19 protein-coding genes are annotated in these 20,876 nt (G+C 63.9%); 12 read left to right on the top strand and 7 right to left on the bottom strand.

Annotation, left to right across the window (positions count from 1 at the left end):
• From C7402_RS23240 to dmpG, 9 genes are all read left to right on the top strand, one after another.
• Nucleotides 1–312, top strand: a complete 312-nt coding sequence (locus C7402_RS23240; RefSeq protein WP_341869256.1) for a PAAR domain-containing protein — start codon at nt 1–3, stop codon at nt 310–312.
• A gap of 25 nt (nt 313–337) precedes the next feature.
• Complete coding sequence (locus C7402_RS23235) at nt 338–1,546, top strand: hypothetical protein (protein ID WP_116612290.1); 1,209 nt, start codon at nt 338–340, stop codon at nt 1,544–1,546.
• 327 nt (nt 1,547–1,873) lie between these two features.
• Entirely contained in the window at nt 1,874–2,413 is a 540-nt protein-coding gene (locus tag C7402_RS23230) for a hypothetical protein (protein WP_116612289.1), read from the top strand.
• Between the two features lie 50 nt (nt 2,414–2,463).
• Complete coding sequence (locus C7402_RS23225) at nt 2,464–2,781, top strand: DUF3761 domain-containing protein (protein ID WP_116612288.1); 318 nt, start codon at nt 2,464–2,466, stop codon at nt 2,779–2,781.
• A 300-nt stretch (nt 2,782–3,081) separates the two neighbouring features.
• A complete protein-coding gene (locus tag C7402_RS46365; protein WP_133254535.1) occupies nt 3,082–3,930 on the top strand; it encodes a topoisomerase IV in 849 nt (282 codons plus the stop codon).
• 48 nt (nt 3,931–3,978) lie between these two features.
• Nucleotides 3,979–5,127, top strand: a complete 1,149-nt coding sequence (locus C7402_RS23215; protein WP_133254534.1) for a DUF1176 domain-containing protein — start codon at nt 3,979–3,981, stop codon at nt 5,125–5,127.
• Nucleotides 5,128–5,940: 813 nt separating this feature from the next.
• On the top strand, nt 5,941–6,768 hold the full coding sequence (locus C7402_RS23210; protein WP_116612285.1) for an alpha/beta fold hydrolase: 828 nt from the start codon (nt 5,941–5,943) through the stop codon (nt 6,766–6,768).
• A gap of 39 nt (nt 6,769–6,807) precedes the next feature.
• Nucleotides 6,808–7,719: an acetaldehyde dehydrogenase (acetylating) gene (locus tag C7402_RS23205; protein ID WP_112174194.1), complete on the top strand. Its 912-nt coding sequence runs from the start codon at nt 6,808–6,810 to the stop codon at nt 7,717–7,719.
• A 37-nt stretch (nt 7,720–7,756) separates the two neighbouring features.
• Nucleotides 7,757–8,782, top strand: a complete 1,026-nt coding sequence (dmpG, locus tag C7402_RS23200; RefSeq protein WP_116612284.1) for a 4-hydroxy-2-oxovalerate aldolase — start codon at nt 7,757–7,759, stop codon at nt 8,780–8,782.
• Between the two features lie 72 nt (nt 8,783–8,854).
• Here dmpG and C7402_RS23195 read toward each other — a convergent pair whose 3' ends face one another.
• From C7402_RS23195 to C7402_RS23185, 3 genes are read right to left on the bottom strand one after another with little or no spacing between them, the layout of a single operon-like run.
• The gene (locus tag C7402_RS23195; RefSeq protein WP_208948979.1) at nt 8,855–10,027 is read right to left on the bottom strand and encodes a hypothetical protein; all 1,173 of its coding nucleotides are present in this window, start codon (nt 10,025–10,027) and stop codon (nt 8,855–8,857) included.
• A 28-nt stretch (nt 10,028–10,055) separates the two neighbouring features.
• A complete protein-coding gene (locus C7402_RS23190) occupies nt 10,056–11,012 on the bottom strand; it encodes a bifunctional OB-fold nucleic acid binding domain-containing protein/MaoC family dehydratase (protein ID WP_116612283.1) in 957 nt (318 codons plus the stop codon).
• 2 nt (nt 11,013–11,014) lie between these two features.
• Nucleotides 11,015–12,229: a thiolase family protein gene (locus C7402_RS23185; protein ID WP_116612282.1), complete on the bottom strand. Its 1,215-nt coding sequence runs from the start codon at nt 12,227–12,229 to the stop codon at nt 11,015–11,017.
• Nucleotides 12,230–12,492: 263 nt separating this feature from the next.
• On the opposite strand from C7402_RS23185, the gene C7402_RS23180 reads away from it, so the two are divergent.
• Together C7402_RS23180 and C7402_RS23175 are read left to right on the top strand one after the other, a co-directional pair.
• Nucleotides 12,493–13,533 (top strand): WD40/YVTN/BNR-like repeat-containing protein, encoded by a 1,041-nt coding sequence (locus tag C7402_RS23180; protein ID WP_116612281.1) that lies wholly within the window; start codon nt 12,493–12,495, stop codon nt 13,531–13,533.
• Nucleotides 13,530–15,986: an efflux RND transporter permease subunit gene (locus tag C7402_RS23175; protein ID WP_116612280.1), complete on the top strand. Its 2,457-nt coding sequence runs from the start codon at nt 13,530–13,532 to the stop codon at nt 15,984–15,986. Before C7402_RS23180 ends, C7402_RS23175 begins: the two co-directional genes overlap by 4 nt.
• Nucleotides 15,987–16,114: 128 nt before the next feature.
• Here the strand turns inward: C7402_RS23175 and C7402_RS23170 are convergent, their stop codons facing one another.
• Entirely contained in the window at nt 16,115–16,882 is a 768-nt protein-coding gene (locus C7402_RS23170) for a type II toxin-antitoxin system HipA family toxin (protein ID WP_116612279.1), read from the bottom strand.
• Between the two features lie 64 nt (nt 16,883–16,946).
• A complete protein-coding gene (locus C7402_RS23165; RefSeq protein ID WP_116612278.1) occupies nt 16,947–17,288 on the bottom strand; it encodes a helix-turn-helix domain-containing protein in 342 nt (113 codons plus the stop codon).
• Between the two features lie 295 nt (nt 17,289–17,583).
• On the opposite strand from C7402_RS23165, the gene C7402_RS23160 reads away from it, so the two are divergent.
• The gene (locus C7402_RS23160; RefSeq protein ID WP_116612277.1) at nt 17,584–18,372 is read left to right on the top strand and encodes an SDR family NAD(P)-dependent oxidoreductase; all 789 of its coding nucleotides are present in this window, start codon (nt 17,584–17,586) and stop codon (nt 18,370–18,372) included.
• Nucleotides 18,373–18,490: 118 nt separating this feature from the next.
• Here the strand turns inward: C7402_RS23160 and C7402_RS23155 are convergent, their stop codons facing one another.
• Nucleotides 18,491–19,192 (bottom strand): nitroreductase, encoded by a 702-nt coding sequence (locus C7402_RS23155; RefSeq protein ID WP_116612276.1) that lies wholly within the window; start codon nt 19,190–19,192, stop codon nt 18,491–18,493.
• Between the two features lie 82 nt (nt 19,193–19,274).
• The gene (locus C7402_RS23150; protein WP_112174204.1) at nt 19,275–20,876 is read right to left on the bottom strand and encodes a DUF1302 domain-containing protein; all 1,602 of its coding nucleotides are present in this window, start codon (nt 20,874–20,876) and stop codon (nt 19,275–19,277) included.

The following is a 20,876-nucleotide window of genomic DNA, read 5'->3' as shown; positions in this document are numbered from 1 at the left end:
ATGATGTCGCGATGTTTTGACAACGCACTGAACGTGCAATTTTCAAATTATCTGCTTATGGCGACCCCCATAGCAACTCTCAGAACCCCCACCACCCACGGCGGCGCTGTTTCAACCGCCGCGCCCTGCGTCACGATAGGAGGTATCCCTGCCGCCCGCGTCGGCGACATGGTGACCTGCCCCGAGCATGGCCCCGCGATCATCACGAGCGGCGGCCTCGGCACCATTGACGGTCGCAACATCGCCCACCACGGCAGCGGCACATCATGTAGCGCGACGCTCGTTGTTGCGGGCGGCGGCCCGACCGTGTAAGCATTTGCCGAGTTCAACGCAAGAAATGGCTATCACGAAGACCATTGAGGACATGCACCGCCTTGCCGCCAGCCGGGGCGGCCTGTGCCTGTCCGCTACCTATGTGCGCGGGAGTGACCGCCTCGAATGGCAGTGCGCGCAGGGGCATCGCTGGAGCGCGACGCCTGACTCTGTCAAGCAACGTTCCTGGTGCCCAACCTGCTCCCGCGTGCGCAAACTCGACACGCTGGAAGCCATGCACGCAGTGGCAGCACGGCGCGGCGGGCGCTGCCTCTCGCAACACTATGCAGGCTGCTCCACGCCGCTGGAATGGGAGTGTGCGAAGGGGCACCGCTGGCAGGCCGTGCCCGCATCGGTCAAGCGTCGTACGTGGTGTCCCGAGTGCGCGCGGCAGCAGAGAAAAGCTTACACGCTGGACGACATGCACGCGCTGGCTGCCGCGCGCGGCGGCCTGTGCCTTTCGACCGCGTACATCAGCGGGGCGCAGCCGCTGCAATGGCGTTGCGCCCGGGGGCATGAATGGCACGCTGCACCCGTCGGCATTCGTCGGGGAGCGTGGTGTCGCCAGTGTTACTACGACAGCATGCGTGGTTCACTGGCAGACATGCAGGCACTTGCTGAATCGCGTGGGGGCCGTTGCCTGTCTACCCGCTACGCTGACGCCCACACGCCGCTTCGCTGGCAGTGTGCGCAGGGGCATATGTGGGAGGCCGTGCCTCATTCGGTTGCTGACGGGCGTTGGTGCCGGCAGTGCGCAAGCCAGAACGTGCATGCGTGCACGATTGAGCAGATGCACGAACTGGCCCGCTCCCGTGGCGGCAAGTGCCTGTCGGCGCAGTATCTCGGGATCGTCACGCTGCTGGCGTGGCAGTGTGCGTGCGGCCACGTCTGGCGGTCCAGACCAAAGACGGTGCTGGGTGGCGGCTGGTGTCCGGCATGCTTGCGGCGCAGCCGGTACGCGTACTCGATTCAGGACATGCAGGAACTGGCACACAGCCGGGGCGGCAAATGCCTGTCAAGGGAATATCTGGGCGTAGCCGTGAAGCTGGTCTGGGAATGCCAGCGTGGGCATGAATGGACAACGAAACCGGAGACAGTCATGGCGGGGCACTGGTGCCCGCAGTGTGCCAATCTTGAGCGGATTCGCCCCGGGAACGACTGGAAGCGGCGGCGTTACGAGGCGACGGGCACGCTGCCTGATCTGGCATCGACGCGTACCTCGGGAACGCCATAACCATGCCACCGCAAAAGTGCGCGGTGGCCGATGGCCTCTCTCGGGCATACGCGATTGTTCTGTTGCGGCTCGAATGCGAGTGCGCGCAAGGTCATCGCCGGGAGTCCAGGGCTGTCAACGTCAGGAGCGGTTCGTGGTGTCCTCCCTGCAATTCCCGGCAGCGACGGGGCCTGTCGAATGCTTTCCAGCGTGAGCAACCGATCTGGTTTTTACGGCGGTATTCGACGCGATGATGCGCCTGGGTGGACCTGAACTACGGGAGGATTGAAACGATGTTTCGTTCAGGTCTCCTTTTCTATAACGCCATGATTCTGGAGCGGGTGGTGAATGGATAAAAAGGAAGCAATCGCGCGGGTGGAAGAAATGCTCTCTGCGGGTGCAAAAAAGCAGGATGTATTCGCCGCATTATCGGGAAATGGAGTCAAGGACCGCGTACTGGCATACCGGATTGCGGCGTATGCCGATCCGCAGCGATGCGCGGCCAACTGGCTGCATATCAGGGCAGTCATCGTGATTGCGTGCATCGAACTCGCGCTCGGGCTGCTGGTCGCGTTTGGCGCGGGCGTGCAGATTTCTCCGGGCGCAGGTCTGTTCACTGGCGCAGTCGTGGCGCTTCTCGGCTTGCTGTTTGTGTGGGGCTTCGCGAGAAACAGGGCGAATATCTACAACGGATTCATCCTTCTTTCGCTCACACAGCTACCGCGCGCATTCCAGGGCTTCTCCGCCGAACCTGGCACGACCGCAATCGCCGTGGCAATCAGCCTCGCTGCGGTTGCCTACGTCTGGTTTGTGCGCAACCAGCTGTTTCCTGATTTCGTGTTTGTTTCGCCCAGAAAGATGAACGGGAGATATGTATTTTCGGACTGAGCACAATCGGCCAGGACTGCCATGAAAAATCCTTCCCGCTATCAATTGCCATGAAGCTGAAACCTGACGCCAGCACGGCGAAGTGCATTATCGCAGTCCTCCTTGTTGCCGCAGTGGCCGTTGTTGCAACGCCCGTTTCCGCGCGCACCTCTGCCCAGGATACCTGGACGCAGCCGGACGAATCCGATCTGACGAATCACGGCCATTACGTCAACCACGATGGCCATGGCGTGCATTCACCCTCAAGGACGAAAGATGGCGCTGTACCGCCTGGCGCTACGGCCCATTGCGGAGACGGGACGTACAGCTTCAGCCAGCATCATTCCGGAACCTGTTCGCGGCATGGTGGTGTCGCGGAGTGGGAATAATGTGCTTCGAGTCACGAAAGAACCAAACCAGATTTCCTGCGCCTGTGTGGAGTGCTTCTGAATTTGAGCGTTGTACGAGGTCATCGGGCAATCTCCGATGACAGATTTTGTTTGCGGCAACTTTCAAGCAAGGAGTTGTATGAGCGTTACATACAAATGCACCGCACGACGTATGGCTGGCGGTCAGGGGCACGAGCACATCTCACACCTTTGGTGGGTCAAGGTCGAAGATGGGAAGGAAACGACCACGGGAGACTCAACTCGTGAGGCGATGGTCGAATATATCGAGAAGAATACGTAATGAAGAAGTCTTCGGCTATTTTCTGCGCAACAATTTTGATTCTCTCTGGATGTGACAGGCAGTCCGGAAACCAGTCTCAATCTGGCACGTCAAGCAGCCGACGCTCTGTCAAAACTGCTCGCCCCAGTACAGTGATCGCCACACCGACCGACGATCAGTTGTTCGCTGACTTTCTGAAGAGTAACTATGGAAAATGGCGAAGTGATCGACAAGGATGGCAGCCCGGCGATGGCGCAGATATATATCAGAAGTGTGGATCGATTCGTGTAAGTACTGCTGATGGTCCGCGCTATCTTCTCGCCATATGTGGCGAGACTGAATCGGCCGTGCAAGATGGTGTACCTGGAATGGGCGGTGAAGCTGAGCCTGGGTCGATTGATCTTTACGTGCTGAAGCCTACGCAGGATGGTCATGGCCTTGAGCCGGTGATGCAGAAAAAAGATATCGAGTCGGGTGGTAACGGAGAACCGGGGGAAGTTAGCATCCACAAATTTGGCCCCCACCTTTTTGGCTTCTCGATCGATGAATACTCTACGGGCGAAGGCTATACCCAGCAAGTGCGGTCAATCTATCTTCCGTATGGTGACAAGCTCATCGAAGCCGCTCCGCACATCAGTCTGGAACTGGACAACAGCGGCACGTACGAGTGTGGCGAAATGTACAGCCAGTGCCGGGAGCGTCATTTTACGATCACGCCAGATACCGGCTCCCAGGGCAAGATATATCCGTTAAAAATTGCTGAAACAGATACACGCGGCGATCGTTCCGTCAATATCACCTATAACGTGACGTTCGATCCAGAACAAGGCCGCTATCTGGTGCCAAAGGCACTAAGTGAAGGATTCTAGTTTGGCCCATCCTTCACGATCTTTGCTGGATATTCCTTCGAAGGCGAGGTGCTGTACCGATCACTTTCACCACCGAACATCTGGGGCATCGCCCCTGCTATTCGCAGCGAGGCACGCTGTTACTTCACTTACGATGATTTTGATTCCATGAAGTCCACACTTGTCAGGTTTCTACTCGCAGCGGTGCTGGGCGCGGGCGTAGTTACTGCCGCATCAGCAGCCCGCCCTTCGTCTGACCAATACAAATCCTGGCTGATCGTTTGCGATAACGCTTTGACATGCGAGGCGAAAGGTTTTACCGAAGGTGCTGGCGGCACGCCTGATCTGCGATTCATTCGAGGGGCCGGATCTGCGGGCTGGATCGGCGTGCGACTCAGCACAGTTGATTCCTTCGCGCTGGACGATTTGCACGTTGATGGCCGGCCACTGCGACTGGACCCCTCAGCCTGGAAATTGACAAGCAGCGGTTCAGATGGAACCGTTCTCTCAACGCACAGGATTGCAGCCGTCGAGCAGATGCTGACGCAACTTCGTAACGGCACGGTTCTGCAGGTGGGAGAGGACAAGGATGCGGTTGTTCCTCTTGACGGCCTGGTCGCCGCCCTGCTGCGAATGGATGATCGCCAGGGGCGTATCGGTGGAGTCACGGCGTTGGTACGCAAGGGAGCGACGCCCGCATCAATGGTGCCACCGCCGCCCGTCTTGCCACGCATACCTGAGCGCAAGATTGATGCACGGCTTTCCGGCAAGGAGGAACAGAGCCTGTTAAAGCGTTATTCAGCAAAAGCACTAGCGCAGGCCGACGGCTGCGAGAAGGAGGCAGCCGGGCATGGTGAAACGGCTGCCTATGCACTTGACGTGAAGACAGCGCTGGTGCTCATACCGTGCGTGGCTGGCGCTTACCAGACTTCATCGGACGTGTATCTGGTGTCACGCCAGAACGGTGTGCAGTTGCCCCTTCACCTGCCTGCGCCTGACGGCAAGGATACGGGCAACTCGCTGATGGAGCCTGACTTCAATCCCGAGACGGGAACCTTGTCTGAATTCGACAAGGGGCGCGGTGTAGCTGATTGCGGTGCCGCAACGGCATGGATCTGGGATAGCCAGAAGTTTCAGTTATCCAGCGCCGCACTCCAGACGCAATGCGGCGGGAGTAGTCCGGGGGACTTTCCGACGATCTATCGAAGCACCCGGTGATACGGTCGCGGCTGATCGTAACGGACGCGCTCGCTCCGAGGAGCGGTCATCGAACGTCACAGCACGCAGCCTGGACGTTATGCCGAAAACTCGCGCTGGTAGTCCCCATGTAGTCCTCGCACCGCAGTTCGCCCCCTCGCCAACAGGTTATAATTCACGCCAAGGCCTTGATGGACAAGGGTTCTGGCGAATTGCGCGTGAGACTCGATGTTGCCCCTGTGCGGGGCGGCACCTACTTTTCTTTGCAGCGGCAAAGAAAAGTAGGCAAAAGAAAGCCGCTCACACCGCCAACGCCTGCCACCGTTCACCTCGCGCCGCCCCAGATAGTGGCTCCGGAGCGTCTGTCACCCCGCACCTTTGAACTGAGTGACAAAGGGCTCATCCTTCCGGCGGCGCTACGCGCCCCGAAGGGCATAACAGAAAGCACAAACCTTGCGTACGCAAGGCGGGTTTCCCTTGCAGACCTTTCCGCGGCGCGCGAAGCGAGCAGCGGGAAGTATGACTGCCTTGTCACTATGTTCGAAGGTGCGAGGTGACGGATGCTCCGGAGCCACTGACAAATACGGTGCGGGGTGAACGGTGGCTGGCACTAGCGGTTTGAGCGGCTTTCTTTTGCCTACTTTTCTTTGCCGCTGCAAAGAAAAGTAGGTGCCGCCCCGCACAGGGGCAACCCTGGCAGACCGACGCGAAAGCAAGGAAACGCGAAAAAAACCCCAAAAAAACCAAGCACCCCTTTAGTCCTTCCAGACGATGCGCCCCCCGCCACCGCGCGGAAATCATACCCACTACCACCCAACTCCAAAGATCACACCCATGCCAACGTCCCACCCCATCCCCGAGGGCCACTACGCCGACACTGCCACGGGCTTACGCATCCACTACCACGACATGGGCGCGGGCCAGCCCGTGATCTTCCTGCACGGCGCGGGCGGCGGCGCGAGCGGCTACAGCAACTTCAAGGGCAACTACCCCGAGTTCGCGGCGGCGGGATTCCGCGCCATCGTCCCGGATCTAGCCGGCTACGGCCTTTCCAGCAAGCCCGACCTGGAGTTCTACGACCTCGACTTCTTCATCTCCGGCATCAAGGGCCTGGTCGATACGCTCGGTCTCAAGAATCTCGTGCTGCTCGGCAACTCCCTCGGCGGCGCGGTCGCGCTGGGCTACGCACTCGCCTACCCCGACGAAGTCGACCGCCTGATCCTCATGGCGCCCGGCGGCGTCGAAGACCTCGACACCTATCTGGCAATGCCTGGCATTGCCAACATGTTCGAGATCTACCGCTCGGGTCTGACCGGCGCCGATGCCATGCGCGCCGTCATGACGAAGCAGCTCTACGACCCGTCGCTCCTCACCGACGAAATCATCAACGAGCGCGCGCCGATCGCCGCGCTGCAAACGCAGGCCGCACGCTCCATCCTCAAGGTGCCGAACATGACCGCGCGCCTCGGTGAACTGCGCGCGCCCGTGCTCGGCTTCTGGGGTGTGAACGACCTGTTCAATCCGGCAAGCGGCGCGACCCGTCTCACCGATCACTGTCCGCAAGCGCGCGTGATGCTCGTGAACCGTTGCGGACATTGGGTTCAGGTGGAGCACCGCGAGATGTTCAACCGCACGTGCATCGACTTCTTGCAGCACGGCTAAACCCGTCCCCTTTCGTAGAACGAGTCAGGAATACATCACATGAAGAAAATCCGATGCGCGCTGATCGGCCCCGGCAATATCGGCACCGATCTGCTCTATAAACTGAAGCGCAGTCCCGTGCTCGAACCGGTATGGATGGTCGGTATCGATCCCGACTCCGAAGGCCTGCGCCGCGCCGCCGAAATGGGCCTGAAAACCACGGCCGAAGGCGTCGATGGTCTCGTGCCCCACGTGCTCGCCGACAACATCCAGATCGCCTTCGACGCAACCAGCGCCTATGTGCACGCCGAAAACTCGCGCAAGCTCAACGCGCTCGGCGTCCTGATGATCGACCTCACGCCCGCGGCGATCGGCGCGTACTGCGTGCCGCCCGTGAATCTCGCCGAGCACCTGGACAGCGGCGCGATGAACGTGAACATGGTGACCTGCGGCGGTCAGGCCACCATTCCGATGGTCGCGGCCGTTTCGCGCGTGCAGCCGGTCGCCTATGGCGAGATCGTCGCCACGGTGTCGAGCCGCTCGGTCGGGCCCGGCACGCGCAAGAACATCGACGAATTCACCCGCACCACGGCCGGCGCGGTGGAACGCGTGGGCGGCGCGCGCGAAGGCAAGGCCATCATCGTGATCAATCCGGCCGAGCCGCCGCTCATCATGCGCGACACGGTCCACTGTCTCACCGACGACGAACCGAAGCAGAAGGAAATTGAGGACTCCGTGCACGCGATGATCGAAGCGGTGCAGCGCTACGTGCCCGGCTACCGGCTCGTGAACGGCCCCGTGTTCGACGGCAAGCGTGTGTCGATCTATCTGGAAGTCGCGGGCCTCGGCGACTACCTGCCCGTCTACGCAGGCAATCTCGACATCATGACGGCCTCCGCCGCACGCACCGCGGAAATGTTCGCAGAACAGATCATCGGCGGCAAGCTCACGCTGCAAGGCACGCCCGCGTGACGCGCGCGTCCATCCGACCACAGGAAACTCGTTCACCATGACACTGCAAGGCACGAAAATCACCGTCCACGACATGACGTTGCGCGACGGCATGCACCCCAAGCGCCACCAGATGTCGCTCGACCAGATGAAGGCGGTCGCCACAGGGCTCGACGCCGCCGGCGTTCCGCTCATCGAGGTCACGCACGGCGACGGACTCGGCGGTTCGTCGGTCAACTACGGCTTTCCCGCGCATAGCGACGCGGACTATCTCTCCGCCGTGATTCCGCTCATGCAACGCGCGCGCGTTTCCGCGCTGCTGCTGCCGGGCATCGGCACCGTCGATCATCTGCGCATGGCGAAGGATCTCGGCGTGCAGACGATCCGCGTCGCCACGCATTGCACCGAGGCCGACGTGTCGGAGCAGCATATCGGGCTCGCGCGCAAGCTCGGGCTGGATACGGTGGGCTTTCTGATGATGGCGCACATGAACAGTCCCGAAGGACTTGTCAGCCAGGCGAAGCTGATGGAGAGCTACGGCGCGAACTGCATCTACGTCACGGATTCGGCCGGCTACATGCTGCCCGACGACGTGCGCGCGCGCCTGAGCGCCGTGCGCGACGCGCTGCGGCCCGAGACCGAACTCGGCTTTCACGGCCACCACAATCTCGCGATGGGCATCGCCAACTCGATCGCCGCCATCGAGAGCGGCGCGCGCCGCATCGACGCGGCCGCAGCCGGTCTCGGCGCGGGCGCGGGCAATACGCCGATGGAAGTGTTCGTCGCCGTGTGCGAGCGTCTCGGCATCGAAACGGGCGTGGACGTGTTCCGTATTTCGGATGTGGCCGAGGATCTCGTCGTGCCGTTGATGGACACGCCCGTGCGCATCGACCGCGACTCGCTCGTGCTCGGCTATGCAGGGGTCTATTCGAGCTTTCTGCTTTTTGCCAAGCGCGCCGAGAAAAAATACGGCGTGCCGGCGCGCGACATTCTCGTCGAGCTGGGCAAGCGCGGCATGGTGGGCGGCCAGGAAGACATGATCGAAGACACCGCCATCACGATGGCCCGCGCCCGCGCGGCCTGACGCCCGACGCTGAACCAACGATAAAACGCCCGTTCCTCTCGCGAGGAACGGGCGTTTCCATTTGCATGCGCTTCAGTAACCCTTCGATCCGTTCAACCAGCGCGTGCGGCCTGCTACGCCGCGCAGCGCGTTCACACCCACGGGCACGAGCGACGAAGCCAGTGCAAACGCGAACACCGGCGCGAAGCTGCCGTCCGCGAGCAAACGGCCCGCGAGCCCCGGCCCGACCATCGAAGCCAGCGCAAAAGCGGCGGGCACGAGCACGACGGCCCGCCCCGTGGCATCGCTACGGGCGATCTCGGCGGTTTGCAGCACGCAGCCGCACGTAAACGCGAACTCCCAGCTCCACGCGCCGAGCGCGAACAGCCTGAAGCCGGTTGCGTTCGCGAGCAAGGCGAGGCCGAGCAACACGAGCGCCGTCGAGGCAACCAGCGGCACAGTGCGGCCGAAGCGCTCGCCCGCGATCGCCGTGGCGAACGCGGCGAGGCCGCCGAGCAGCTTAAGCACAGCGAACACCAGACCCTCGCTCGCGGGCGCGATATGAAGCGACGCGCCCACGCGCTCCAGAAACGCCCACAGCCCGATATTGCCGACGAGGAACAGAAAGAACGTAAGCAATGCAAAACATGACGCGCGCGGCAACGCGCGCAGCGGACCGGCCGCGCGGTTGGGCGCGACGAGCGGCCGGCGCGGCAAGCACACGGCCGACGCCGCGAGCATGACCACCACCAGCGCGAGCGCCACGGCCGCGCCCGCGAAACGCCAGCGCGCGATCACGAGCGGCGGCAGCGCGAACAGCACGGCGGCGGTCACCGATAGCTCCGTGCCCTGGCGCACGCCGAACGCACGCACCTTGTCGGGCACATCGGAGAGCACGCGCATGCCCAGACACGTCATGGTCGAAGCGAAAAAGCCGATCAGCGCCCACGCGGCGTACATCACGGGCAACTGTTGCACGGCAGCGGCGAGCGCGAATGCGCCCGCCGTGCCCGCCGCACTCACGAGCGTGAGCACGCGCCAGTCCAGACGGTTCATCCACACCGGCGCGCCGAGCGTGCCCGCGAGATACCCGGCGAAGCACGTCGAGCCGATCAGGCCCACCGTGCGCGGCGCATATCCATAGGAATCCGAGAGGCTACCGAGCAGCACCGGCAGCGAATTGAACGGCAGACCGCCGATCGTCGAAGCGAAACTGGCGGCCAGAATCGCGACGAAGAGCGCCCTGCCCTTGACAGGCATGGTCATGACGACACCTCGAACGGCCTGCGGGGCCTTACATGTAGAGAATCACGAGATCGTTGATGACCGAGGGGCGATCCTGGCCCACCACGTGCACATTGATCTCCATCGTCATCTGCACGCCCGACTTGACCTGCTCGACGGCGGCGACGCGGCAACGCGCATGGATACGGCAACCCGAAGGCACGGGCGTGGCGAAACGCAGCCGGTTCGAGCCGTAGTTGACCATGTTCGTGAAGCCCGTGACCTCGAACGTCATCGGCAGCTTGAGCCGGCTGATGAGCACCTGCACGAGCGCGCCGTGCGCGATGGTCGTGCCGAACGGGCCTTCCTCGCGCGCGCGTTTCGGGTCCGTGTGGATCCAGTAGTCGTCGCCGCTCAGCTTCGCGAACTCGTCGATCACTTGTTGCGTGACTTCGAATTGCGTCGACCAGTCCGAGAACGTGTCCGACACGAGCGATTTGAGCGCGTCGATATCCTTGCAGTCGATCTTGCGCTTCGGCGGCGCGTTTTCCAGCACCGCCTCGTTGCGGTCCTGCGCGGCGGATTCTTCGCGACGCGCTTCGATCACGCGCGGCTGGTCCGAGCCTTGCGACGTATAACGCAACAGGGTGGCCTCAACGGGCCGCTCGTCGAACACCGGACGCACGCGCATGCCGATGGCGATCTCGCCCTCCTTGACGCCGACGAGCGTCGTATTCACATGCAGGCCTTCGTCGAGCGCCACGACCGCGAGCAACTGCGGCATCTCGTCGGTGAATTCGGGCAGCGTGGGCACGCGCGCGACCGTATAGGTGTACAGCGTGCCTTCGCCCGACACGCCCCGCCATGCGAGCCGCGCGGACGCGCACGAGGGGCAATGCGCGCGCGGAAAGAAGATCCAGTGCGCGCAGCTCTCGCACTGCTGGATGCGCACCGTGTGCGCCTTGAGCCCGTCCCAGAAGGGCGCGGAAATCGGCGTCGGCTGCGGTAGTGGTTTATTCCATGTCATTGTCACGCCCCCTTGAGAATCAGCGCGCCCTGCTCGCTCATCACGCCGCCCGTGCCGGAGACGTACGCCAGATCGTGCCGCGCCAGTTGCCGCGCGTCGGCGCGGCCCTGGATCTGCTGCACGGCCTCGATCACCTGTGTCATGCCGCCCGCGCTCGCCGTCTGGCCGAAGCTCAGCTGGCCGCCGTGCGTGTTCATCGGGAAGTCGCCCTTGAACGTGAGGTCGTGCTCGCGCAAGAAGCGCATGCCCTGACCCTTTTCGCAGAAGCCCGCGTCTTCGAGCGTGAGCATGGCCGTGATCGTGTAGCAGTCGTAGACCTGCGCCATGTCCATGTCGGCGGGCTTCAGCCGCGCCATCTCGAAGGCGCGCTTCGACGCGGGGCCGATGGGCGTGGCCAGCATGTCGGCCGCGTAGGTGGGCGACTTGCTCTGTACGTGCTCGCCGCAACCCACCACCTGCACCGCGCGATGGCGGCAGTCGCGCGCCATGTCGCTGCGCGCGACGATCACCGCCGCGCCGCCCGCCACCGGCATCACGATTTCGAGCATGCGCAGCGGCTCGGCCACCATGCGCGAGTTGAGCACGTCCTCGACCGTGATCGGCTGGCCGTAAAAAATGGCCTGCGGGTTGTGGCACGCATTGAAGCGCTGCGCCACGGCGATTTGCGCGAGCGCGGCGGCGTCGTAGCCGTAGGTCGACGCATAGCGCTGCGCGATCATCGCGTAGCCCGTGTTCTGCGCCATATGACCGTAGGGCAGATCCATCTCCGCTTCGGGCGCGCCAAAGCGCGTGCTATGGCCGCCGTAGCGCGAGGCGCGCATGACTTCGGCGGCGTGGTCGTCGCGCGGGCCGACCGGCGCGAGGCGGGCCGGAATCACGCAGAGCACCGCATTGCACAGGCCCAGCTCGATGGCGGCGGCGGCGCGCCAGATCATCGCAACCGAACTCGCGCCGCCCAGGTCGACGACCTCGGCGAAATTCAGGCGCACGCCCAGATATTCGCCCGCCATCGCGGGCACGAACATGCCCGCCTCGTGAAACTGCGGGCCGACCGTCGCGAGACCGTCGATATCCTGGAGCGAAAGCCCCGCGTCGGCGAGCGCCATGCCCGCCAGTTCCGCCACCTGCTCCAGATGGAACATGCGCGGCGCGGTGCTGTACTTCTCCGGCTTGTACTGGGCCGCTCCGACAATCGCGGCCTCTCCTTTCAATCCCATGGTGTCCTCCTGGTGCCATCACCCGACGTTCGCGCCACCGGGCGGCGAATCGCGTCCGGGCCTGCAACAGCCTAGTTTTACGCGCCGCGCGTGCACCGGCCATCGTCTGATTTGACTAGGCGCGCCGTCGATTTTTTTGTCAGTCCAATGCCGCCTTGCCCGCCCGGCTAACCCGTTCGGACGATGCCGCTCGCCACCAGTCGGAAAGAATGATCCCAAACTGCCGGCCGTGCCGGCCAGCGATTCCAAACCAGGAGACATCGATGCGATTAGCGGTTGGCGTCACCGTGGCAGCCATGATAGCGGCAGCCGCGGCTTACGCGATTTCCCCCCGGCACACGCCGCCCCTGAAAGACACGCGCGTGCCGCTCGCGCGCATGCAACTCGACACGCTCGCGCGCTCGGCCGCCGGCATCGTGGCCGGCGGCGAGCTGGGCCATATCCTCTACTCCGCCGACCAGGGCGCGCACTGGCAAAGCGCCCAGCTCCCGGAGGACCGGCACGCGCTCATCAACCAGATTGTCTTCGCCACCGACAACGTCGGCATTGCCGTGGGCCACGAAGGCTGGATCCTGCGCACCGAGGACGGCGGCAAGCGCTGGCGCGAAGTGGCCTTCGACGCCAAGGGCAACGGCCCGCTCATGAGCGCGGCGCGCGTTGCGCCGGGACACTGGATCGCCGTGGGCGCGTTCGGCCTCATGATGCGCTCCGACGACGACGGCCTGCACTGGCAGCCCTTCACGGTCGAAGGCGTGGGCGACCACCACCTGAACCGCATTGTCGGCGCGCCGGACGGACGGCACTGGATCATCGTGGGCGAGCGCGGTCTCGTGATGCTCTCGGACGACGCCGGCGCGAACTGGCGCATCGTGCCGCCGTTCTACAACGGCTCGCTGTACGGCGCCGTGGCGGACCCGGCGGGCGCCGGGAGCTGGCTGGCCTACGGCATGCGCGGCAACGTGTTCCGCTCGCTCGACGGCGGCCAGAGCTGGACGCGCGCCGAGGCGCCGGGGCCCGTTTCCCTGTTCGGCGACGCGCGCGCGGCCGATGGCGAACTGCTGCTCGCGGGCCAGGGCGGCATCGTCTTCGGCAGCCGCGACGGCGGCGCACATTTCTCCATGCTGCGCCACGGCACGCGCCTGACCTTCACGGATCTCCTGAGGAGCCCGAACGGCTGGCTCATCGCCAGCGACGGCGGCCTGCGCGCCTACTCGCCCGATCTACAGCGCGAGCTTGCCGCGCCCGACGAACAACTCGCCCAACGCGACACAGCAGACCAACCGACTTCCGGAGCCCGTCAATGAACGCCGAACAACCCGACCTCCGGCCCGCCCATAACCCGAGCAGCACCGGCAACACCAGCCGCACCGCGCGCGTCATCGACGCGCTCGCGCGCCGCCTGATCGCCTGGCGCACGCCGATTGCCGTGATCTTCCTCGCGGTGACCGTCGCGCTCGGCTATTCGGCCACGCGCGTGCGGCTCGATCCGGGCTTCAACAAGCTGATCCCGCTCGAACACCCCTACATGAAGGCGTTTCTCGAGGAAGCGAGCACCTTCGCGGGCGCCAACCGCATACTCGTGAACGTGCACTGGAAAGGCCAGGGCGATATCTACAACGCCGAATTCATGCGCACGCTGCGCGGCGTGACCGACGCGGTGTTCTTCACGCCCGGCGTGAATCGCGCGCAGGTGTACTCGCTGTTCACCTCGAACGTGCGCTACACCGAGATCACCGAAGACGGCTACGTGGGCGAAGTCGTGATTCCTTCGCGCTTCACCGCCGACGCCCAGGGCCTCGCGGAAGTGCGCTCCAACGTGGCGAAGTCCGGCCAGATCGGCTCGCTCGTCTCTAACGATCTGAAGTCGGCGATGGTGCGCGCCGATCTGCTCGAAACCGACCCGCAAACCGGCAAGCAGCTCGCCTACGCCGACGTGGCGAAGAAACTCGAAGCCATTCGCGCGAAGTATTCAAGCCAGGATATCGACATCAACATCGTCGGCTTCGCCAAGATCATTGGCGACGTGATCGACGGCCTCACCACGGTTGTCACGTTTTTCGCCATCGCGTTCGGCATTACCGCGCTGCTGCTCTGGCTCTACTCGCGCTCCATTCGCTTGACGCTCGTGGCGCTCGCCGTGGCCTTGCTGCCCGTGGTATGGCTGCTGGGCATTTTGCCGATCATCGGCTTTGGCGTCGATCCGATGTCGGTGCTCGTACCGTTCCTCATTTTCTCGATCGGCGTGTCGCACGCGGTGCAGATGACCAACGCGTGGAAGCAGGACGTCGCGCGCGGCATGCCCACGCGCGCCGCCGCCGAAAACGCGTTTCGCAAGCTCGCCGTGCCCGGCACGCTCGCGCTGCTCACGAATGCGCTCGGGTTTGTCGTCATCATGCTGATCGACATTCCGATCGTGCGTGAACTCGGCCTCACCGCGAGCCTCGGCGTGATGCTGATGATCATCACCAACAAGATGATGTTGCCGATCATTCTTTCGCATTTGCGCGCCACGCCCGCCCAAACGCAGTCCGCCGCGCGCGAGGGCGTGAGGCGCGACAAATGGTGGACCGTTTCGGCGCTCGCCGAGCCGGGCCCCGCGCTCGTCACGCTCGTCATCGCGCTCGTGCTGCTCGCCGTGGGCACGCTCTACTCGCGACACCTGCAAATCGGCGACATCGGCTCGGGCGCGCCCGAGCTGCGCGCCGACTCGCGCTACAACCGCGACAACGCCGCCATCGTCCAGAACTATTCGATCGGCATGGACGTGCTCTCGGTCTACGCGACGGTCAAGAACGTGGACGAAGCCTGCCTCGACTGGCACACGATGAGCACCATCGAACGATTCGACCTGTATATGCGCGGCGTGGACGGCGTGCAGTCCGTGCGCTCGCTCGCGGGGGCGATGAAACTCATGGCGGCCGGCAACAACGAGGGCAATCCGCACTGGGGCGCGCTGCCGCGCAGCCCGCGCGCGATGCGCACCGGCGCGCGCGCAGCCAATCCGGAGCTGGGGCTCAATACGGAAGGCTGCAATAATATGGATATCGAAATATTCCTGAAGGACCACCAGGGCGCGACGCTCAAGCACGTCGTAGAGGAGGCGAAGAAGTTCATCGCCGCCAATAACGATCCCAATGTGACGTTCAGCCTCGCGGGCGGCAATGCAGGCGTGGCCGCCGCCACCAACGAGGCCGTCGAGCACGCCGAAGCGGAAATGCTCGCGGCCCTCTTCGGCGCGATCGTGCTGTCGTGCTGTATCACGTTCCGCTCGTGGAAAGCGGTGCTTTGCATCATCTTGCCGCTCGCCGTGGTCTCCGTGCTGTGCAATGCGGTGATGGCGCTGCTCGGCATCGGCCTGAAAGTGGCCACGCTACCCGTGGTGGCGCTGGGCGTGGGCGTCGGCGTCGATTACGGCATCTACCTGTACGAGCGGCTGCAACACGAGATCGACGAGCGCGGCGCGAGCCTGCGCGAAGCGTATTGGCAGGCGCTGCGCCAACGCGGCACGGCGGCCGTGTTCACGGCGGTGACGATGTCGATCGGCGTGGGCACGTGGGCGTTTTCCAGCCTCAAGTTCCAGGCGGACATGGGCGTGCTGCTCGCGTTCATGTTCATCGTGAACGTGCTCGGTGCGATCTTTCTGTTGCCCGCGCTCGCGTGCTGGCTCGATGTGGGCGCGCGTCGCGTGCCGGCCGCCGCCGCGCAAGGCGGCGCGGCCAAGCCCGCGTTGCGCGACGCGACGGAAGCTTCGCGCTAAGGTTTCACGGGCGGCCGGGCCTGCGCGGACCCGGCCGCCGTGCACGTTTTTCCGGGCGCCGAATCGATATCTATCGGCAAGCTGCGCCAATTCAGGGCAGCTTCTTGCGCAGCACCGCCGAGGATACGTCATCGATATGTCTGAATGCCGGCGCGATATTCTCGATCTCTTTCCACGGCACGACCCGCACTTTTCTCGAAGTCCGGGTGGCTCCAGTACCGGTCGAAACGGCGGATGAGCATGACCTTGCGCGGACCAGGCGATTCGATGCGCGTAGGCGGGACACGAATGCCACATTCGGCCGCCAGCCTCAGTGTCGCTTCCTCGATCTCCGTCACGCTCATGCGGTCACTCTTGCTCGGGAATTTCGCGAGCCACAGCACGCCTGCATCATCGCGCACCGTCGCCTTCGGCCGCGCGCCGCCAAGTCCACTGCCCTGGACGAAAATCGCCTCGAGCGCAGCCGGCACGGGGAGCCCTTCCTCGATGCGATCAGCCGACTCGACGAGATACTCGAGTTGGTCGACACCCGCGCCGCCCGCCGCGCCTGGACTAACGGCAAGACTCTCGTGAATGTCCAGCGCGCCTATGCGCTGCGAGCCGGCGTGCAGCAGATAGGTCGATTCAGGAAGGCTGTTCGCTCTCGCCTTGAGCTTCGCCTCAATCACCCGGCGTCCCCATGCGTCAGGCGCGGCGTCGCGAATACCGCCAAAGAGGGGCAAGCCGTTCGCCGGAAAGATCCGCTTGCCGCGGATCGCCTCCTTGTTCGCCAGGCTCAGGCTAACGGGATCCACCTCGATGGCGTCAACCCGGTCGATGTAGCGCAGGCCGTAGGCAAAGGTCGACGCTTGAAGCTCAGCGCCGTCTTCGGTCAGGTCGAGTTGACCGGCAGGCACGCAGCCGCGGCCCGCGAGCGAGCGAGCGAGGCAAACACGTACAGACGTTTTTCGGTCGCAGCCATCAGAAGTCGAGATCGCCGAGTTCTTCAGACGAAAGGTTGCGCACGCGTTGCGTCCGCTCGCGCGCCGCCTGAGCCTTCAGTGAAGGATCCGTCTCCGAAAGGAGATCGAGCAGCGTGAGACCCGGAGCAATGGCTTCGAGGTATCGCAGCCATTGCCCGATCGCGACGCCGGGGTCACCGTTCTCCAGCCGGTAGGCCGTGTTGCGCGAGAGCCCGGCGCGCACGGCCGCGTCGCGTTGCTGAACACGCCGCGCGATGCGCCGGCGCGCGATTGCGTGCCCGAGGCGCTGCGTTTCGGCGAGTACCGCCGAACTGGCGGCGACGCTTTGCGTAATCTTCATGATCGTTAAGGCGAACCGTATCAACTTAATGGTTGATTAAACGATCATTCGGTATAGCACGTGAACCGGAAATCATTGAGCGAATGATCGTTTAATCGATCTATAAAACGATAACGAATGATTTATCGCACATTCCGGGAACATACCGGACGGAAGTCCGCGCCCCCTTCGTCCGGGACAGCACAGACCAGTGCTAGTCTGTCCGCCCGCCCAGCCGCCAACCTCGCTAGTCTCTTTGGCCGATGCAATTCGCCCCGATGGCACCAGACTGGTACGCATTCACAAGGAGACGCACATGGGCCGTTTGGAAGGACGTGTAGCAATCGTGACCGGCGCGGGCGGAGGTATCGGGCGAGGCATTGCCCGTCGCTTTGCGAAAGAAGGGGCGACGATCATGATCGCCGAGTTGAACGCGGAGGTCGGCGAGCAGGTGGCGCATGACCTGCACAAAGAGTTTGGCGTGCAGGCGGCATTCACGGCGACGGATGTCACCGTCAAGGCGCAGGTCGAGAGCATGGTCGCGGCGACCGCCGATCGCTTTGGCGCGGTCGATATCCTCATCAACAACGCGGGCGGCGGCACCGGCCTGAAACCGCTCGAACAGACCACCGAAGAAGAAATGGTTCAGGGCTTGAACCTGAACTTCTGGTCGACCTACTGGGCCATGCATGCGGCCTATCCGTACATGCGCGAGAAGGGCTGGGGGCGCATCGTCAACATGGGCTCGCTCAACGGCGTCAATGCGCATATGCATACGACGCCCTATAACGTCGGCAAGGAAGCGATGCGTGCGCTCACGCGCACCGCGGCGGTCGAGTGGGCGCGCTACGGCATTTGCTGCAACGTGATCTGTCCGGGCGCCAAAACCGCTGCGTTCGAACGATTCGAGGGCGCGTGGCCCGAGTCCGCCGCGGCCATCATCCACCAGATTCCCGACCGGCGCATGGGCGATCCGGAACAGGATATTGCCGGCGTGGCGCTGTTCCTTTCCAGCGACGACGCCGCGCACGTCATCGGCATGACGATTCACGCCGATGGCGGATCGCACATCAACGGCGTCGCGTGGCGCCCCGATGGCGATTGATATCGAGCGGTTGAATCGCGCACTGGACTCACGGCGGTGCGCGGCGCAATAAAAAAGGCCGGCGCCGTCGCCCTGACGGTTCGCCGGCCAATCACCTCACATCACCCGCAAAGACCGGCTATGAGCCGTCACGCCACTCGATAACGTCGCCCAGCGGCGCACGCCCGGTTCGAAATCCGTTCGCCGGATGCGCTGTGTCCTCGTAGCCGAACGAAATGCCGCACACGACAACGCGATCATCGGGAATCTCGAAGTACGCGTGAAGAAACGACGAATACGTGGCGAGCGCGGCCTGCGCGACACCTGCCAGCCCCAGCGAAGCTGCCGCGAGCAAAAACGTGGTGACGAACCCGCCGCAATCGATCGCGCCATAGGTTCCCAGCGCCGCATCGGCCGTGACGATGGCGACATGCGGCGCACCGAAGAAGCGGAAATTCTCCAGCGCCTGGCGCGCCGACGCCGCCCGATCGCCCTGACCGATGCCAACGGCTTCATAGAGTTGCAAGCCGCAGGCGCGACGCCGCTGGAGATATTCGCCACGGTACTCGCGCGGAAAGGCGATATCGGGCTCCGGCGCGCCCTGCGCGATATGCGCGGTCAGTGCCTCGCGAAAAGCATCGGTCGCCGCGCCGCTCGTGACAATCGCCTTCCACGGCTGCGCATTGCACCAGGACGGCGTGCGCTGCGCGAGCGCGAATGCTCGCTCGATGGTAGCGGCGGGCACGGGATCGGGTAGAAAAGCGCGGCAACTGTGACGCGCGTGCAGCAGTGCTTCGAAGGTCAAGGCATCCGTGCTCGCGCAGTCGGCGCGTGTGCTCATCGATCTATCCTCATGGTGAATCACTTCACTGCGACTTCACTGCGGGCGCGTTGCGCGCCCGCCTGCCACGACACACCGCTCGTTAGAACTTGTACTTCATCACGAGCGAAACCTGGTCGCGGTCCGTGAGCAGTCGCGCGTACTGGAGCGACGTGTTCGCCGAGCCGAGATAGCCCAGATAGTTCAGGCCAACCTGGAAGTTGCTGCGGAAGGTGAAGTTCGCGCTGATGCTATAGCGCTTGTCGCCCTGCCCGCCCACCCCGCCCGTGATCGTGCGGCCCATGATCTGCTGCGAGTAGCTGATCGGCATTTCGAGGTCCCAGTCCGTGAAGACGCCCGGCCAGGTCAGATCGATCGTGCCCGAAATCGCCAGCGCGGTATGCGTGAAGCTCAGCTGGTCGCTCGCCGGGAAATACGCGGCGGCCGCGCCGAGCGAATCCACGCCCGGCGCCTTGGTCGCCGTGACGCCGCTGATGCCAACCCACGAGACTTCGCCGATCAGCACGGTTTGCGGCGCTACGAACGTACGGCCCAGGTTGGCGAAAGCATTCAGGTTGACCTGGGTGATGTTCGCACGCGTGGGCGTGGGGATCGTCGCGCCCGTGGCCGGGTTCACCACGGTATTCACGAGCACCGGCGCGCCGAACTTCTGCGACACTTCGCCCGCCACGGTCACCTTGCTGCCGAGCGTCGTGCTGAACGACGCGCCAATCAGGCTGATGTCGTCGAAATAGCGCAGGCTGTACGTACCGCCAGGCGCGAACGAGTTGATGACGGGCAGCGGATTGCGGTCCTTGTAGTACAGGTAGTAGAGACCGAGTTCCGTTTCATCCGTCGCGCGAAAACGCGCGCCCAGGCCGAACTGCCCGAAGTTGCTGGGCCGGATGTCGTCCTGCCGCGCCCCGAACGTACACTTGCCGTTGACCACCGGTTGCAGACAGTAGGCGCCGGGGCCCGCCGAATCGGAGGTGCTCAGGAACGAGCCCGGCGCGGGCGCGATGTTCGGATGCCAGTCGAACTGCAACTGGCCGAGCAGCGACCAGCGCGGCGAGATGTCGATCGAGGTCGAAAGCTGAGGCTCGGGCAGCAGGATGTCCTTCGTCTCCGTGCCCGGAATGCCCTGCAACGTGCCGTCCGCGGGGCCCTGGGCGAGCGAGATGCCGGGGAAGAAGATCGCCTCGCCCCAGCTCACCACCTGCTGGCCCACGCGCACCGTGGCGCGCGCCGAGCCGATGTCGAAGGTCGTATAGCCGTACGCGTCGAGCAGTCGCGAGTAGCCGCCGTGGTAGTACTCGGCCGCGCTCGTGAACTGGTTGACGGGCCCGGTGTGGTTGACGGGCCCCGGGTTGTCGTTCGGCGTGTGATAGACCGTGTCGTAGAACGTGCTCGCGGACACCACGAAACCGTAGTTATCCTTATGGATCTTGGTTTCGAGCAGCAGTGCGAGACGGTTGGCGGTCAACTGGCCCGCGTTGAAGCTGGCGTCGCCGTCGTTGCCGCCGGAATTGCCGGGGCCCGCCAGCACCGGGTCCGGCGACTTCACGCGCATGCCGAGCGTGTAGGTCGTCGTGAGGCCGTAATCGATGTTCCAGCCGTTATCGAACTGCATCATCCCGGCCTCGGCGGGCGCGCTTAGCGCGAGCGCCGCCGTGGCCGCCGCGATCGCGGTCAGTTTCATCCCCAT

The sequence above is a fragment of the Paraburkholderia unamae genome (assembly GCF_003096875.1).
GTDB classification, from domain to species: Bacteria; Pseudomonadota; Gammaproteobacteria; order Burkholderiales; family Burkholderiaceae; genus Paraburkholderia; species Paraburkholderia unamae.
The sequence above is the reverse complement of the archived record's forward strand: the minus strand, read 5'-3'. Positions and strand labels throughout refer to the sequence as shown.